Consider the following 14,635-nt stretch of genomic DNA (forward strand, 5'->3'; position numbering starts at 1 on the left):
CAAATTGCCGATCGGCTTCTTTCTAGGCGGCAGCGAGCATCAAGGGTAAGCGTATTTGAACAGCTGACCTCATGTCCCGGGTTTGAACTAGACATGCCACAATCGGCGAAACTTGTTCGTCTGGTGGCAGATCTTCACAGATCCGGGAGCCGCCGCTTTGATCGAAGTCTGCCGCTCCTACGTCTACCGTAAACGGCGTTTTGTCCCAAGCCCGGGGCGGATCGGAGGAAGTAGGGAACGGAAGCGCCCTGTCCATCTACGTCCTGCCTTTTCCACGAATTGAAAGCATGCTAGTATTGCTCTTGGCGATGTCGAAAGTCCATGATTTGATTGGAAAATCAATCGCTGAGACGGCGTCTCAGAAAGCTCTTCTGACGCATCGTCCAGTAAGATCCACGCGGGACCAGCAGCGTCCAGACACCGAGTGATTTGAACGGCTTAGCCTGGTCCGGTGACGGCCTTCTGAGCACCTTATTCAATACAACAGTCGCCATGCGTCATCAGTGGTTTGCGCCCGCTTCCGACCAACTCAAGCCATTCACTGGCACGTACGGGAATGGCGTTTCCTCCCGGGACCCGCCATTCCCGTTTCACTGAGCGGTCTGACAGTAGTGCGCCCTTTTTTGCCGTCTAGCTGAGTTATTGGCGCTCTCAGAAACGGACATTGTCCTTCGCGCCCGACCGCCGCGACCATTCGCCTTTCAATCTGGCAATGTCTTGAGTTGGACAACTGGCGGCTCCAGTCAGGCGGTGATATCAAAACTCGCGTGCCCTCGCAGCTTGACCTTGGTTTCCTCGTCGCAGAATGCGGCGTCGATTGCGTTTCGAGAGATGCGGTCGGTCGCGAGCATTTCTGGATAGGACTCGTACGCGAGTGCGTAGTTCCGCGACAAGGATATCCCGAAGAATGCCGGATCATCGGTCCCTAGAGTGATAACGCAGCCGGCCTCAGCGAGAAGACCGATTGGGTGGCTGTCAAGGTCTGCGAAAACCCCAAGTGCGAGGTTGCTGGCAATGCAGACCTCCAATGGCGTGCCCATCTCCACGAGCTGTCGCAGGACCGCCGGCGAGTTTGCGGCGGTCACGCCATGTCCGATGCGGTCCAAGCCGAGCGCTTCGATCGCGTGGATGATGGTGTCTGCGGCGAGATGCTCGCCCGCGTGGGCAGTCGCTTTAAGACCTTCAGCGCGTGCAATGGAAAAGGCTTCCTGGAACAACCGCACATCGTACTGCCGCTCGTCTCCGGTAAGGCCGAATCCCGTCAGCCGGCGGGATCGGGTCGCGACCGCAATGCGGGCCGCTTCGATTGCCGCCGCTGGGCCCAAGTGCCGAACGGCGGTCGCGATCACGCGGCACTCGATGCCAGTCTCATCGAGGGCCCGGTCTGCGGCAGCGTCGATGGCCGCAATCTGATCGGAGTAGGGTGGGCCGCCCCGGTGCTCGTGTGGTGTTGACAGCATGAACTCGAGATAACAGGTTCCGTCGGCGGCGGCCGAGCAGAGGTGGTCGTACGCGACCTCACCGATGTCGTCGGCCGTCTGCACGACGGACACGACCTTGTCATAGGCGTGCAGGAACGACGTGAAGTCGGTCCAGCCGTATCCGGGCGTGTTTAAGATGGACTCCGGCAACGCGATGCCGTTTCGCTTGGCGAGTTTTTGGATGGTCGCGGACGTCATGGTTCCGCGAAGGTGGACATGGAGGTCGACTAACATTTCGGCGCGCTTTAGAGGAGGTGCTGGCCGAATGAAAGACTTCCTCAGATACAGGACAGAAGTAGCAGCATGCGCGTCAGGTTTCTCTCGCGAAACTCGCACAAGATTGAGGAGGCCAGGACGATCTTGGCCGGCGCGAGGGTTGAGGTGGTACCGGTGCACTTCGCGCTGACAGAGTTGCAGACGGACGACACCGAGCACTTGGTAAGGGATAAGACGCTGAAGGCCTTTCATCGACTGGGTCATAAGGTTTTCGTCGAGCAGACTGGGCTGTTCATAGACCGCATGAAAGGCCTGCCCGGAGGTCTTACGCAGGTGTTCTGGGACACGCTCGAGGCTGATCGAGTCTGCGAATTGTTCGGCCAGGGTGAAAAGGTTGGGGTCACCGCAAAAACCAGAATCGGTTACTGCGATGGACGGTACATCCATCAGTTCGAAGGTGAGATCCGGGGCAGCTTCGCGCCCGAGCCGCGAGGCAGCCGCGACTTCCAGTGGGACTGCGTCTTCGTACCCGACGGGTACGAAGAAACATTTAGCGAGATGGGTGAGCGGAAGAACGAAATCTCGATGCGGCGCCGAGCGCTTGACGCGCTGGCCGCACATTTAAAGGAGGCGGCCAATGCTTGAGCGTCTCGCGCGAGCGATGAGGGATCGCAAGGTCGTGCTATTCGCCGGTGCCGGTCTATCGGTGCCGCTCAAGCTTCCGACCTGGAGCGGCTTGATGCGGCGTGTCGCCGAGGAACTCGACTACGATCCCGATGTCTTGATGCGCCCCGGTGCCGACTACCTTCAGCTGGCGGAATATTATCGGCTCGAGAAGGGCGGCATCGGGCCGTTGAAGAGCTGGATGGACCGTTCCTGGGACGTTTCCGACGACTGCCTACAGGCCTCGAAGGTCCACGAACAAATCGTCGATCTAAAGTTCCCGTTCATCTATACGACGAACTACGATCGGAACATTGAGCGGATGTTCGATCTTCGCGGTCAGCCTTATTCGAAGATCGTGTCCGTATTCGACGTTGCCGATGCTCGCCCTGATCAGGCGCATATCGTAAAATTTCATGGTGATTTCGATGATGAGAGCAGTCTTGTTCTCACCGAATCCGACTATTTTGATAGGCTGGACTTCGAATCTCCCATGGACATTAAGTTCCGCTCGGACATCCTTGGTCGGAGCGTTCTGTTCGTTGGTTACAGTCTAAGCGACCTAAATCTCAGGGTTCTGCTTTACCGGATGGATAAGCTCTGGAAGTCTTCGAAATTTGCTGAGAAGCGACCCGAGTCCTTCATCTTTCTTTTGCGACCCGATCCTGTGCAGGAGCGCGTGCTGCTGAGCCGCGGCGTCCACGCCATCGTCTATGACGGCGACGATCCCGACAACGCCTTGCCGGAGCTCTTTGACAAGCTGTTAGAGGCCGTTGAGATGGACGTATGACCGTGACGAAAGTAGGCTGCGTCTTGCAAGACGCGTATGGCTGGTGATCTGTACGACAGCAAAAAGAGCGGAGAGTCTGGACCTGGGACAGGAAAATTGGCCGCTAAGCGGCAAAAAAGGTCGGCGCTGAATCGACTGCTCGGCGCGATCTCAGTCGGTCAGCAATGGATCCATCGAACCCGAAAGCTGTCGTATACTCGTGTTCGGTGGTTACGGGCCGAACTTCGCCTCATCCAGTGCCTTGACGAAGCGCAACAGGCTCAGCACTGCCTCAAATACGTAGCGGCCCTCAGCCAAGCTTAGCATCTCATTGTCATGCGCCAAGCTCTTATTGTTCCGTACATGATTGAACTGCTCCATCACCTGGACCGCCGACTTCGCAATCTTTGCCGAATACTCGCCTATCTGCGCCGCCTGGCGCAGATTGTTTATGTAACGGCCCGCGCGCGCATGCAGCGCGTCGTTGTGGCCGACTGCGATGCCGTCGCGGGCGAGAAGGTCGGCGAATTTCTTCATGGCGTAGGTGTGCAGACGGTCGAGCGCGGCGTGCGGTTTGTTAGCCTGGATTTCGCGCTGTATGGCCTCAACCAATTCTCCGAGGGTCGGATCGCCGCTGAACTTCTCGACGACCTCTAGATCGATCTGCTGATGAGTTCCTTCCAGCTTGGCGATCATCGCGAGGAAGTCCGCTTCGACATGCGGCTCGAGTGTGCTGTGCAAACCCTGGTTCGTTGCCTGCTGCCGATGGTCCCAAAAAATGCGTAACATCTCTGCCTGCGCGCCGGGCACCAGCGACCGCAACAGCGCGCGCAGGCGCTTGGCCTTCGAGATGCCGTCGACGATGTATGTTGGCGCGGTTGCGTCAATGCCGAACCTGCGGCGAACAAAGTCGTTGAAGGTTTTGTCGCTGAAGTCGAGCACATAGCCTTGCGACATTTCCAGCGCCTGATCGACCAGCCACATATCGAGCGTCGGCTCCGCTGGTTCGTTACATAACTGATCTTCGAAGTATCCCACGGTGTCCCCTCGTTCTGCCGACCTTACCAACGACAGTGCGTATGGCCAACATGCGAGGCGGTGAGGCTAACCGTCGGAGAGACATCCGCTTCTTCTAAAATTTTACCGAAGGCGGTCGGTCCCCAAGCGGCCAAATTTGAATCCCGAAGCGGTCCGGCTATCTCGCGCCAATAAGCCTAACTGGGTACCGCGCAGCTATCATCGCCATTTCGCTGAAAGGTGAAATTGCCGTGGCATTCTTGCGCAAGCGCATAAAGCTCTGGCCATGAGATTGGAGTTGCAGTGCTGGAAATGCCCAATAGGAACGCCAAGCCGCCGCGTAACTCGGCCCTTTAACGAGGACGGCGCCTACACGTTTGAGTGCGCAGTAGGGCATGTTCATGAAATCGTACTATCGCAGATACGCTTCGAGGTGCTCGCGGAGACTGCGATGCAAGCCCTTGTGGATGGTTATTATCGGGACGCCGTAAGTTCATTTGCCGCTTCGCTGGAACGCATTTTTGAATTCTACATGAAGGTCGTCAGCCTCGCGGCCGGGCTAGACGGGTTGGTTTACGACCAGACATGGAAGCTCGTCGCCAAACAGTCGGAGCGCCAGCTTGGCACGTACCTCGCGCTCTACCAGCTGGAGAACAAGGTGGTGTCCCCCGTGCTGTCGCCGAAGCACGTCTCATTCCGCAATCGCGTGATCCATGAGGGCTATTTCCCGACCGTTGATGAGGCAGTCGATTTCGGCCAAGCCGTTGTCGATCTCATCCAACCTCTTCTGAACACGATGATGCCCCGATACACCCACGCGATCGAAGCGCAGTCGTTACTCCATGCCGCCAGCGCCAAAATAAAGACTGCGAACGGTGCCCATCACGTCGTTTTCTTCGACAACTTCATCCTCAAATTCGACATCGAGGCCGACGATTGGAATCCCAAGACACCATCCTTCTCGAAGAGCTTTCGAAGCGCAGCCTCGAGAAGTACCACCGCGAGATGAAATTCGATTGAGGGTCAGTTCAGTATCGACGTCTGTGGCTGCTATCTGACATTTACGCTCCGAACCGGAAATTCTCCTATCGGCCCGTTGCAACCAATGCACGAACCCGCTCCGCGGGAGGGTCGCTTGGGGTGACGTAGCGTAGTATCGTTCAGGCTTTGCGAGCGGCGATGTCGCGTCGCGACTGTGGAGTTCCTTCAACGGAGAGGAACTTACCATGGATACTATCACGACCGCTGCCCCGACCCATTCGCTGCGTGAGCGGATGTTGCAGGACATGACGATGCGTGGCTTCGGGGCGCACACGCAGAAGGACTATATCCGGCATGTCCGAAGCTTCGCCGCGTTCCTGGGTCGTCCGCCGGATACGGCCACAATGGAAGACCTGCGGCGTTATCAGGTCGACCAGCACGAGCGCGCCGTGGGGCCGGCCACGATCAATGGGGCCGTGTCGGCACTGCGGTTCCTGTTCGGGATCACCCTGAAGCGCCCGGATATGGCGCTGGGGCTCGTCGTTGTTCGCTACATGCCCAAGCTGCGTGTGGTCTTGAGCATCGAGGAGACAGCGCGGCTGCTCGAGGCTGCGCCAGGCATCAAGTACAAGGCGGCCCTCAGTGTGGCCTATGGCGCGGGCCTGCGGGTTTCGGAGGTTGCCCACCTCAAGGTCGATGACATCGACAGCACCCGGATGATGATCCGCGTCGAGCAGGGCAAGGGACGCAAGGACCGCAACGCCATGCTCTCACCGCGCCTGCTGGACTTGCTCCGTCAATGGTGGCGCGAAGGCAAGCGGCGCGGAGTGATGCTACCTCATGGCTGGCTGTTCCCCGGCCGCAGCGGCACGGATCCGGTCTCGGCTCGCCAGTTGCACCGCGTCGTGCAGGAAGCGGCCGAGCGCGCCGAGATCCACAAGCGGGTAAGCCCGCATACACTGCGCCACTCGTTTGCCACTCACCTGCTCGAGCAAGGCGTCGATATCCGGGTCATCCAGGTGCTGCTGGGACACGTGAACATCAACACGACCGGCATCTATACCCAGGTCTCGAGCAAGACGATGCGGGCGGTGGCCAGCCCGCTCGACCACGTCGTGGCCGTGATGGAAGGCAGGGCACCTCCCGGTTGAGCCGGTGCGCACCTCACTCGAGGTCGCCGATATCTTTCGGAGTAGCGGGCCGGCCTATCGCGCGGTCCATGCCGGGCATCTCAGCCTCGGCCAGCTCAAGGTCATGACGGCCATCGAGAACTGCCGCACCGCCGCGCTGGGCGGTCACGTCGAGGCCTGCGAAGACTGCGGGCACTGGCGGGTCGCCTACAACTCGTGTCGCAACCGGCACTGCCCCAAGTGCCAAGGCGCCGCCGCGCGCACCTGGCTGGCCGCGCGCGAGGCCGACCTGTTGCCGGTTGGCTACTTCCACGTCGTGTTCACCCTGCCTAACGAGGTCGCAGACATCGCCTTCCAGAACAAGGCGGTGGTCTATGACCTGCTGTTCCGCACAGCCGCGGACACGATGCTGATCATCGCCGCCGATCTCAAGCACCTTGGCGCGCGGATCGGCATCACCGCCGTGCTGCACACCTGGGGATCGGCACTGACCCACCATCCGCACGTGCACATGATCGTGCCTGGCGGTGGCATCGCGCTCGACGGCACGCGCTGGATCTCGTCGCGCCCCGCATTCCTGCTGCCGGTGCGTGTGCTGGGCGCCTTGTTCCGCCGTCTGTTCCTCACTCGCCTGTTGGCATTGTTCGATGCCGGCAAGCTGGCCTTCTTCAGCACCTTGGCTGGCCTCGCGAAACGCAAGGCCTTCCTGCGGCATCTCTCGCCGATCCGGAAGAAGCGCTGGGTGGTCTATGCCAAGCCGCCCTTCGCCGGGCCGCACGCGGTGCTGGCCTATCTCTCGCGCTACACGCACCGGGTTGCCATCTCGAACGGGCGGCTCCTCGGCTTCGACGAGACCGGCGTGACGTTCCGCTACAAAGACTATCGCCGCCCTGCTGCTGAACGCCAGCAGGTCATGACGCTGGCGACCGACGAGTTCGTCCGCCGCTTCCTGATCCACGTTCTGCCGCGCGGCTTCCACCGCATCCGGCATTACGGCCTGCTCGCCAGTTCGACCCACAAGGACACCATGGCGCTGGCCCGCAAACTGCTGGGCGTTGCTGTACCGGTCGAGGAGCCCGAACCCGACGAACCTCCCGACCATCGCCCGCCATGCCCATGTTGCGGCGGGCCCATGACCATCATCGAGGCCTTCGCCCGCTGGTGCCAGCCCCGCGCACCGCCATCATCGGCATCGCCAATCCGGGGGAACGCGCCATGATCCGGCATGGCTCAGGCTGCACGACGGTCACGCCCATGGCGTCCTGGCCGATGACCCAGTGCATGCCCATTCCGGAAGCGAGCCCAGCGCAGGGCACACCGACCAGCAAAACCACCACCGTCCGCACTCTGACGCCGCACAAAGTCACGTTGATCCGGCCAGAACCGACACTTCCGGATCAGCCTCGCTTACCCGTCCGAACCACCCCAAAGCCGCTTTACCCATAGACCAGCGCGTGGGGCCCGCGGGTTCCTGCATTGGAGGCTTTCGTACGCAAGCGCCCGAAACCCTTCACAGATGTTGCCTTTTAGCTTTGGGTGAGCTTCTTTAGACTTTGATACTGGATCAGGGTGGCCCGGCCCACCTTCGCGGTTTCCAAGTCGCCCGACTGGATGAGCTAGTATATGCGCGATCGGCTCAGGCCAGTGATGCGCACTGCCGTCGAAATCCGGACGGTCAACGGCTCGAGCTTCTCTTCCCATTCTCGCTCGATCATGCCCTTGCCTTCCGCGCGGCCTCGCGGGCGCGCATAAAGTTGCGGTCGCTTTCCAGGAATGCTGCCAGCATCGCCGGGACAAGTCGGTTATGATAGTCGGCACCGCCGTCGACGATCAGAGCGCGAGCGTCGCCTGTCAGGGTTCCGGCGCCGGTGGTGGATATGCCTGCGATACCAGGAACATTTCGATGGAGTGGTATGGCCAAACTGAGGTTAGCCCATCAGGGGAAGGCTTTCCCCACGATCTTATTGCCATCGGCGGAACTGCGCATCACGAGGGCAACGATACAAAAGCTTGGTCATTGCATGTAAATACCAAGGAATTATATCATGCCGTATGAAACTGACGACTCATCGAGAGCGGGCCCTAGAGGTCGTCCGGCACTGCGGCATCGCGCGGGGGCGTGATTTCGACGCGGCCGGCGTCACGCGGGCGACCCTGCAAAGGCTGCGTAACGAAGGCGTCCTCCAGCAGGTCGGCCGCGGCCTCTACAAGCTGGCCGATGCTGATGTCGACAGCGCGACGAGCCTGGCTGAGGCCGTGCGTATCCAGCCGCGCGGCGTCATCTGCCTGCTCTCGGCACTGCAATTTCACGAGCTGACCACGCAGACCCCCCACGCGGTGTGGATGATGCTCGGCCAAAAAGAGTGGGCACCGGTCAATCCGTCGGTGGCGCTGAAGATCGTTCGCGCGAGCGGCGAAGCTCTGACAGCGGGCGTGGAGACACATGTCATCGACGGCGTTCCCGTGCCCATCACCGTACCGGCCAAAACCGTCGCCGACTGCTTCAAGCACCGCAACAAGATCGGTATCGACGTCGCGGTCGAGGCGCTGCGTGATTTCATGAAGTCTCGACCCCGGCCGGACCTCAATGCGATCTACCGTTATGCCCAGCTCGATCGGGTCCAATCGGTGATCCGGCCCTATCTCGAAGCCATGACATGAGCCGACCGCCGAAGAACATGGCGATCTCGGTGCGCGACCGGCTGACGGGGCGCGCCCGCGAGCGCCGGGAAAACGCACAGCTGCTTATGACCCGCTACGTCATCGAACGCCTCCTGTTCCGCTTGAGCCTGTCGCCCCATCGCGAGCGGTTCGTGCTAAAGGGCGCGATGCTGTTCAGCCTGTGGGCAGAAGCCCCCTATCGCGCCACCGGCGACCTCGATCTGCTCGGCATCGGCGAGAACGCGCCCGAGCAGCTCGAGGCGGTGTTTCAGGAAATTCTTGGCGTCGCAGTCGATGACGACGGTATCGTGTTCCGGCCCGAAACCCTGCGCGCGGCCGCAGCCCGTGCCGAGGATGAATATGCCGGCGTCCGTATCGACTTCGTTGCCGAACTCGCGGGCGCGCGCCTGCCGATGCATGTCGATATCGGCTATGGTGACGCGATCACGCCGGCCGCGATCGAGATCGAGTATCCGTCGCTGCTAGGCCAACCCACCGCGTATCTTCGGGCTTATCCGCCTGAAACGGTCGTGGCTGAGAAATTCCAGGCAATGGTCGCACTCGGCATGCTGAACACGCGCCTGAAGGATTTCTACGACATCTGGGCGATCGCGGGATCGTTTGCGTTCGATGGCGCTGTGTTGTCGCGCGCCATCCAGGCGACCTTCGATCGCCGCCAAACCCCGTTGCCCGTCGAGACGCCCCCCGCGCTCAAGCCCGCCTTCGCCGACGAAAAGCAGGGCCAATGGACAGCGTTTCTGCGGCGGACCGAAATCGCGTTGGCGCCCGAACCGTTCGCGGCAATCCAGGGGCAAATCGCGTCGCTCGTGATGCCGCCGGTGCTGGCGCTCGGCCAAGGCACCGCCTTGGCCAGCGACTGGCCCATTGGCGGTCCCTGGAAGGACAGGTAACGCCATGTACGTCGATAGCTCGGAATGCTCCCTATCTGTTCCATCTGAGATAGTAAGGCGGATGCAGACAATTCAAAACGGGTCGGAGCCCCATCCCAACGATCGTCACGGCGCGTGAGGGCTCCGACACGCCGTTGGATATCAAGACACTTGCCGGGCTGCACTGGAAGACCGACGGTACCGCAGAGGGGAGTTACCACCGCGTTCGCCTCAATGATGCGCAACCGTTAGGTTTTCGTGTCGCGCGGTTTTTAGGTTTTTATGATGTCGAACTTTTAGGTTTTTGTGTCGAACGGCCCGAATCCTGCTAACCAAATATCCGTCTAATCGACCGCATTCTCTCGCTCGACCGCGTTTTTCGCTCCATATTGGCAGAGTCTCGGCGCGCTGGAAAAGTCGCTGGCAAAGTTTGCGTACCCGCTTACCCGTCCAAAATTTGTAGATGTAATTCGGACAAAGCTCCAACCAACCCATGCCCAGCAGGACTCGAATCGCCTCGTCCATACACATCCAGCCTTTTCCACGAATCCAGATCGTGCTAATGATGTCCTTGGCGATTTCTCAAGTCTCTTATTTGACTGAGAAATCAACCGCTTAGGCGGCGCCCCAGAAAGCTCTTCTGGTACTCGTTGGTTTGCCGGCTTCGAAGCGATCTTCACACGTAGTTTAAGAATTTTGCGGGAGAACGGCCGCAGGAAATATGCGACCGGCGACCCTGAAACAGACCCTCGGGATACCAGAGAGTGTCTATCTTTAAGGATGTGGCTAGCAGACTCTAGTCCGAACCCGTCGTGGCGAGCGATGCGGTGGAGGTCCTTAATGAAACCGACAAATTTGCACATCGGAATGAATGCTGCTCCTTTGATCATTCAAACGGCAGTCATTCGGGAGGCAGGAAGCCGTCTGCTCCAATTCTCTGGCCGGTATTGAAATGAATACCGAGAGGGATAGCCCCGACCGTTTCATCAAGCTGGACGAGGTCAAGCGTCGGGTCGGCCTGGGCAAGTCGATGGTCTATCGTCTTATCCAGGAAGACCGTTTCCCAGCCCCCTATAGGCTCGCCAATGGCGCCTCCCGGTGGAGCGACCATGAAATCGTCGCCTGGATCGATGACGTCAAGGATGGGTTCGAAGGCAAGAAGAGGAAGATGTAGGCAGTGTTCCTGTCCGAGCCTACTATCCGGCACCTCTCCCGTCGCCGATTGCTCTGGGATGAATTCTGCGCTCATGCCCCTGGTATGCGGAGGGGGCATTCGCTGCGCACAGGTCGCCGGGGAGCCAAGCCATGGCATCGGGCAGGGTTTGTCTGCGCCACAGACCCTTGGGGATCGTCGATGGCGCGGGTAGCCATAAACCACGATTTTTCCTTCGGTTTGGGTCTTATTTATCGTCTGGCTTGTTAGAAACTAGTGCGGTAATATCTAACGCTTAGGAGCAAGCCATGCCGGCCGTAAGCGATAGGATTATGAAGCGCGTACGCGGGAAGGGCCGCGGTTGGGTCTTCACGCCCAAGCATTTTGTCGACTTCGGGACGCGCGGCGCAATAGACGTGGCCTTGTCCCGTCTCGCCAAGGCCGGAGAGATTCGCCGCATAGGCCGAGGTCTTTACGATTATCCACGCATCCATGCGACGTTGGGTGCCCTGAGCCCTGAAACCAACAGACTGGCAGACGCTGTCTCCACGCAAGCCGGCGACCGGTTCGCTCCTTCGGGAGCTATGGCTGCAAATAGCCTGGGCCTTTCGACGCAGGTGCCCGCCAAAGCGAGCTATGCGACAAATGGTCCTACGCGGATCAAGCGTGCCGCCGGACGCAGCCTGACGCTCCGGCACAGCCGAGCACCGGTTCTGGAGAACGCGAGCGCATCTGCCAATGCGATCGTCCAGGCGCTCGCGCACTTGGGAAAAGGGCAGGTCGACGCCGATGCCATCGGAAAATTTGCGAACCAGGTGGATGATCGCGACATGCACGCCCTCCTTAGGGCCCGCTCGCGGATGTCCGGATGGATGAGCGACGTGATTCTCAAGATTCAGGACGCCCGCCATGGATGAATTCGCACGGCGCCCCGCTGACGAGCGGATTGTCTTTGTCGAGGAATGTGCAGCTCGTCGCGATTTGACCGCTCTCGTCATCGAGAAGGATTTCTGGGTCTGCTGGACGCTTCGTCGCCTGACCCAGAGTCGAGAGTTGGCGGGCCATCTGACGTTCAAGGGCGGAACGTCGCTGTCGAAGGCCTACGGGATCATCGCACGCTTTTCGGAAGACATCGACCTTACGATCAGGCGATCGGCGCCGTTGATCGAGGAGGTCGCATCGCCCATGGATCCGGACATTGGCACCAATGAGCGCCGGCGGCGTGGCGATTCGCTGAAAGCTGCGGCACAAAGCTTCGTCGCGGATATCGCATTGCCAGCACTCGCTCGGGCGATGGTATCGTCGCTCGGCACGGAGGAAGGCTGGAGCCTCGAGATCGATCCCGACGACAAGGAGCGCCAGACGGTACTTTTTCATTATCCGCGCACGAGCGATCTTGGTGACGAGCCAGGCAGCTATATCAAGCCGCGGGTCAAGTTGGAATTCGGCGCGCGTGGCGATCCGGAGCCGTTCCAAGATCGCGCCATCACGCCTTATCTTGCTGATGAATTCCCGAATGAACTCTCGGACGCCGCCGCCACTGTTGCGACGCTGAGTGTCGAGCGAACCTTCTGGGAAAAGACGACCATCCTCCACGCCCTCCATCATAACGACAAGCTGCGCGACGGACTGTCGCGCCACTATTATGATCTGCTGATGCTTGACCGTGCCGGGGTCACCGCCGAGGCGATCGCGCAGCCCGATCTGCTGGCGGCGGTTGTCCGAAATAAAAGCCTGATGTTTGCCGATAACAGCGCATCCTACGAAACTGCTGTGCCTGGTGGCCTGCGCCTCATGCCTTCCGAGCGAATAATCGACCGGCTCCGGGCTGATTATGCAGCTATGGCCGACATGTTCATGGTGGCACCGCCAACGTTCAACGAGCTGCTGGAGGGGTTGGCGGTGCTGGAGGCCAGGTTGAATGCATCGCCTTCCAGCGGTGACAAGGGCGCGGATCAGTGATCTGATTCTCCGGCCGGCCAGGACGATCCTGGGGCGCTGATGCGAGGGGGCGAACGTGAAATTCGCTATTCAGCGGCTCGCTGCGCTGGGGCTCAAGCCGGTACTTTTGGGCTGATGGAGAGGCCGCCGCATCCCTCTGGCGCTTGCAAATGTACTGTGGGTTCGATAGAGGCGCTGGGAGTCGAACTGACGTGACAAGTGTCTGTAATTAGACGAAAAGTGCCGCGTGGTATTTTACGTGGTATCTGGCGGTCGAGAGCGGTTTTTGAAGCTTCCAAGTCAATCACTTGGTGGCTGGGTTCGAATCCCACCCTCTCCGCCAAGAGTCCCTTCACCGACATTCACCACTGACCGGAAAATCGGACTAAACCACCGGTAATCAAGGATTATTGTCCGGTGTCGATCATCCTTGTTCGGGGTCGTTCGAAAATGGATGTGGGACTGAGTGTGGGACTGGGGCCGGGCGAGGGGCTTCAGATCAGGCCGATTCGATGCTAAATTCCCAGACATGGGAAAGCTCAACGCCAGCATCATCAAGGAGCTTGTCGAACCCGGCCGTTATCCGGACGGGGAAGGGCTCTATCTCAAGGTTTCGCCGTCGGGCGGCAAGAGCTGGGTGCTTCGTATCCAGGTGAACGGAACCAGGCGTGACATCGGCCTGGGCGACGCCAAGCATATTCCGGTCCGCACAGCTCGTCTCGAAGCGGGCGCCGCCAAAAAACTAGCTGCCGCAGGGATCGATCCCCTCGAAGAACGCCGCAAGGTCACGAGGGTCATTCCGACGTTCGAACAGGCCGCCAAGTCGGTGCACGCCGAGATGATGAAAAGCTGGAAGAACGGCAAACACACCAAACAATGGCTCAAGACCCTCGAGCTTTACGCATACCCCAAACTTGGCAAGCTCAAGGTCGACAAGATCGACGGACCACTGATTCGGGATGCTTTGGCTGAAATCTGGCTCGAGATCCCGGAGACCGCGCGCCGTGTGTGCCAAAGGATCGGTACCGTCCTGGACTGGTCCTATTCCAACGGTTTGCGCGAGACCGAGGCGCCCATGCGGTCGATCTCGAAGGGGCTTCCGCGACAATCGCGAAAGAAGGGACACTTCGCCGCGCTGCCGCATCCCCAGGTTATCCAGTTCATCGTCGAGCTTAATGCGAAGACCGCGTGCGCAAGCACGCTGGCGCTCGAGGCGGTCATCCTGACCGCCGTGCGCTCCGGTGAGCTTCGCTTAGCGAGGTGGTCGGAATTCGACGACAAACTGACGCTGTGGACAATCCCGGAGGAGCGGATGAAGATGGGCGTGGAACATATCGTGCCGCTTTCCAAACAGGCCGCCGATGTGTTTCGCAGGGCACGTGCCCTTGAGCTTGAAGGCAACGACCTTGTCTTCCCGAATTCCAGGTCTGGAAAGCCCTTGTCGGATATGGCGCTGTTACAACTGGTACGCGGCATGGGCTATGAGGTGACCGTCCATGGGTTCCGGTCCAGTTTTCGTGACTGGGCAGCGGAGGAAACCGATGTGGCGGAAGCAGTCGCGGAGGCGTGCCTTGCTCACAGTGTCGGGGACAAGACCAAGGCGGCCTACTTACGAACGGACTTCTTCAAGAAGCGCAAGGTGCTTATGCAGGGCTGGGCGGACTATTGCAGCCCATCACATCGTTCGGTTGAGAGCGAATGATCGGCTTTGCCGAGTCGACTCGACATCTTTG

Annotated in this window: 14 protein-coding genes; 11 read left to right on the forward strand and 3 right to left on the reverse strand. The window is 59.8% G+C overall.

What is annotated here, in order from left to right; genetic code table 11:
* Window positions 1–743: 743 nt before the first annotated feature.
* A complete protein-coding gene (add, locus tag TQ38_RS04740) occupies window positions 744–1,715 on the reverse strand; it encodes an adenosine deaminase (protein ID WP_043979934.1) in 972 nt (323 codons plus the stop codon).
* A 69-nt stretch (window positions 1,716–1,784) separates the two neighbouring features.
* Here add and TQ38_RS04745 point away from each other — a divergent pair, with 69 nt between their 5' ends.
* Complete coding sequence (locus TQ38_RS04745; RefSeq protein WP_043979935.1) at window positions 1,785–2,342, forward strand: non-canonical purine NTP pyrophosphatase; 558 nt, start codon at window positions 1,785–1,787, stop codon at window positions 2,340–2,342.
* On the forward strand, window positions 2,335–3,150 hold the full coding sequence (locus TQ38_RS04750) for an SIR2 family protein (protein WP_043979937.1): 816 nt from the start codon (window positions 2,335–2,337) through the stop codon (window positions 3,148–3,150). Before TQ38_RS04745 ends, TQ38_RS04750 begins: the two co-directional genes overlap by 8 nt.
* 210 nt (window positions 3,151–3,360) lie before the next feature.
* Here TQ38_RS04750 and TQ38_RS04755 read toward each other — a convergent pair whose 3' ends face one another.
* Window positions 3,361–4,167: an abortive infection family protein gene (locus TQ38_RS04755; protein ID WP_162792209.1), complete on the reverse strand. Its 807-nt coding sequence runs from the start codon at window positions 4,165–4,167 to the stop codon at window positions 3,361–3,363.
* Between the two features lie 430 nt (window positions 4,168–4,597).
* On the opposite strand from TQ38_RS04755, the gene TQ38_RS04760 reads away from it, so the two are divergent.
* The 3 genes from TQ38_RS04760 (at window position 4,598) to TQ38_RS04770 (ending at window position 7,476) form a co-directional block, all read left to right on the forward strand.
* On the forward strand, window positions 4,598–5,155 hold the full coding sequence (locus TQ38_RS04760; protein ID WP_052506001.1) for a hypothetical protein: 558 nt from the start codon (window positions 4,598–4,600) through the stop codon (window positions 5,153–5,155).
* Window positions 5,156–5,372: 217 nt separating this feature from the next.
* Window positions 5,373–6,278: a site-specific integrase gene (locus TQ38_RS04765; RefSeq protein WP_043979939.1), complete on the forward strand. Its 906-nt coding sequence runs from the start codon at window positions 5,373–5,375 to the stop codon at window positions 6,276–6,278.
* A gap of 4 nt (window positions 6,279–6,282) precedes the next feature.
* Window positions 6,283–7,476 (forward strand): IS91 family transposase, encoded by a 1,194-nt coding sequence (locus TQ38_RS04770; RefSeq protein WP_043979941.1) that lies wholly within the window; start codon window positions 6,283–6,285, stop codon window positions 7,474–7,476.
* 492 nt (window positions 7,477–7,968) lie between these two features.
* Here the strand turns inward: TQ38_RS04770 and TQ38_RS31435 are convergent, their stop codons facing one another.
* Complete coding sequence (locus tag TQ38_RS31435) at window positions 7,969–8,178, reverse strand: DUF2274 domain-containing protein (protein ID WP_043979944.1); 210 nt, start codon at window positions 8,176–8,178, stop codon at window positions 7,969–7,971.
* A gap of 131 nt (window positions 8,179–8,309) precedes the next feature.
* On the opposite strand from TQ38_RS31435, the gene TQ38_RS04785 reads away from it, so the two are divergent.
* The 6 genes from TQ38_RS04785 (at window position 8,310) to TQ38_RS04810 (ending at window position 14,604) form a co-directional block, all read left to right on the forward strand.
* A complete protein-coding gene (locus tag TQ38_RS04785) occupies window positions 8,310–8,918 on the forward strand; it encodes a type IV toxin-antitoxin system AbiEi family antitoxin domain-containing protein (protein ID WP_082057957.1) in 609 nt (202 codons plus the stop codon).
* A 17-nt stretch (window positions 8,919–8,935) separates the two neighbouring features.
* Complete coding sequence (locus TQ38_RS04790; RefSeq protein WP_240197952.1) at window positions 8,936–9,829, forward strand: nucleotidyl transferase AbiEii/AbiGii toxin family protein; 894 nt, start codon at window positions 8,936–8,938, stop codon at window positions 9,827–9,829.
* Window positions 9,830–10,838: 1,009 nt separating this feature from the next.
* Window positions 10,839–10,982, forward strand: a complete 144-nt coding sequence (locus TQ38_RS30820) for an AlpA family transcriptional regulator (RefSeq protein WP_240198008.1) — start codon at window positions 10,839–10,841, stop codon at window positions 10,980–10,982.
* 287 nt (window positions 10,983–11,269) lie between these two features.
* A complete protein-coding gene (locus TQ38_RS04800; protein ID WP_043979950.1) occupies window positions 11,270–11,878 on the forward strand; it encodes a DUF6088 family protein in 609 nt (202 codons plus the stop codon).
* Window positions 11,871–12,923 carry a nucleotidyl transferase AbiEii/AbiGii toxin family protein gene (locus tag TQ38_RS04805; protein WP_043979953.1) on the forward strand — a complete coding sequence of 351 codons (1,053 nt, stop codon included), beginning with the start codon at window positions 11,871–11,873 and terminating at the stop codon, window positions 12,921–12,923. The genes TQ38_RS04800 and TQ38_RS04805 overlap by 8 nt, the downstream gene beginning before the upstream one ends.
* Window positions 12,924–13,431: 508 nt before the next feature.
* On the forward strand, window positions 13,432–14,604 hold the full coding sequence (locus TQ38_RS04810; protein ID WP_043979955.1) for a site-specific integrase: 1,173 nt from the start codon (window positions 13,432–13,434) through the stop codon (window positions 14,602–14,604).
* Window positions 14,605–14,635 lie beyond the last annotated feature (31 nt).

Source organism: Novosphingobium sp. P6W (assembly GCF_000876675.2).
In the GTDB taxonomy this organism is placed as follows: domain Bacteria; phylum Pseudomonadota; class Alphaproteobacteria; order Sphingomonadales; family Sphingomonadaceae; genus Novosphingobium.

Excerpts from the sequence above, each read along its gene's own strand:
- TQ38_RS04765 (WP_043979939.1), top strand. The coding sequence starts at position 5,373 with ATGGATACTATCACGACCGCTGCCCCGACCCATTCGCTGCGTGAGCGG.
- add (WP_043979934.1), bottom strand. The coding sequence starts at position 1,715 with ATGTTAGTCGACCTCCATGTCCACCTTCGCGGAACCATGACGTCCGCG.
- TQ38_RS04805 (WP_043979953.1), top strand. The coding sequence starts at position 11,871 with ATGGATGAATTCGCACGGCGCCCCGCTGACGAGCGGATTGTCTTTGTC.
- TQ38_RS04800 (WP_043979950.1), top strand. The coding sequence starts at position 11,270 with ATGCCGGCCGTAAGCGATAGGATTATGAAGCGCGTACGCGGGAAGGGC.
- TQ38_RS04750 (WP_043979937.1), top strand. The coding sequence starts at position 2,335 with ATGCTTGAGCGTCTCGCGCGAGCGATGAGGGATCGCAAGGTCGTGCTA.
- TQ38_RS04810 (WP_043979955.1), top strand. The coding sequence starts at position 13,432 with ATGGGAAAGCTCAACGCCAGCATCATCAAGGAGCTTGTCGAACCCGGC.
- TQ38_RS30820 (WP_240198008.1), top strand. The coding sequence starts at position 10,839 with ATGGTCTATCGTCTTATCCAGGAAGACCGTTTCCCAGCCCCCTATAGG.
- TQ38_RS04785 (WP_082057957.1), top strand. The coding sequence starts at position 8,310 with ATGAAACTGACGACTCATCGAGAGCGGGCCCTAGAGGTCGTCCGGCAC.
- TQ38_RS04760 (WP_052506001.1), top strand. The coding sequence starts at position 4,598 with ATGCAAGCCCTTGTGGATGGTTATTATCGGGACGCCGTAAGTTCATTT.
- TQ38_RS04745 (WP_043979935.1), top strand. The coding sequence starts at position 1,785 with ATGCGCGTCAGGTTTCTCTCGCGAAACTCGCACAAGATTGAGGAGGCC.
- TQ38_RS04790 (WP_240197952.1), top strand. The coding sequence starts at position 8,936 with ATGGCGATCTCGGTGCGCGACCGGCTGACGGGGCGCGCCCGCGAGCGC.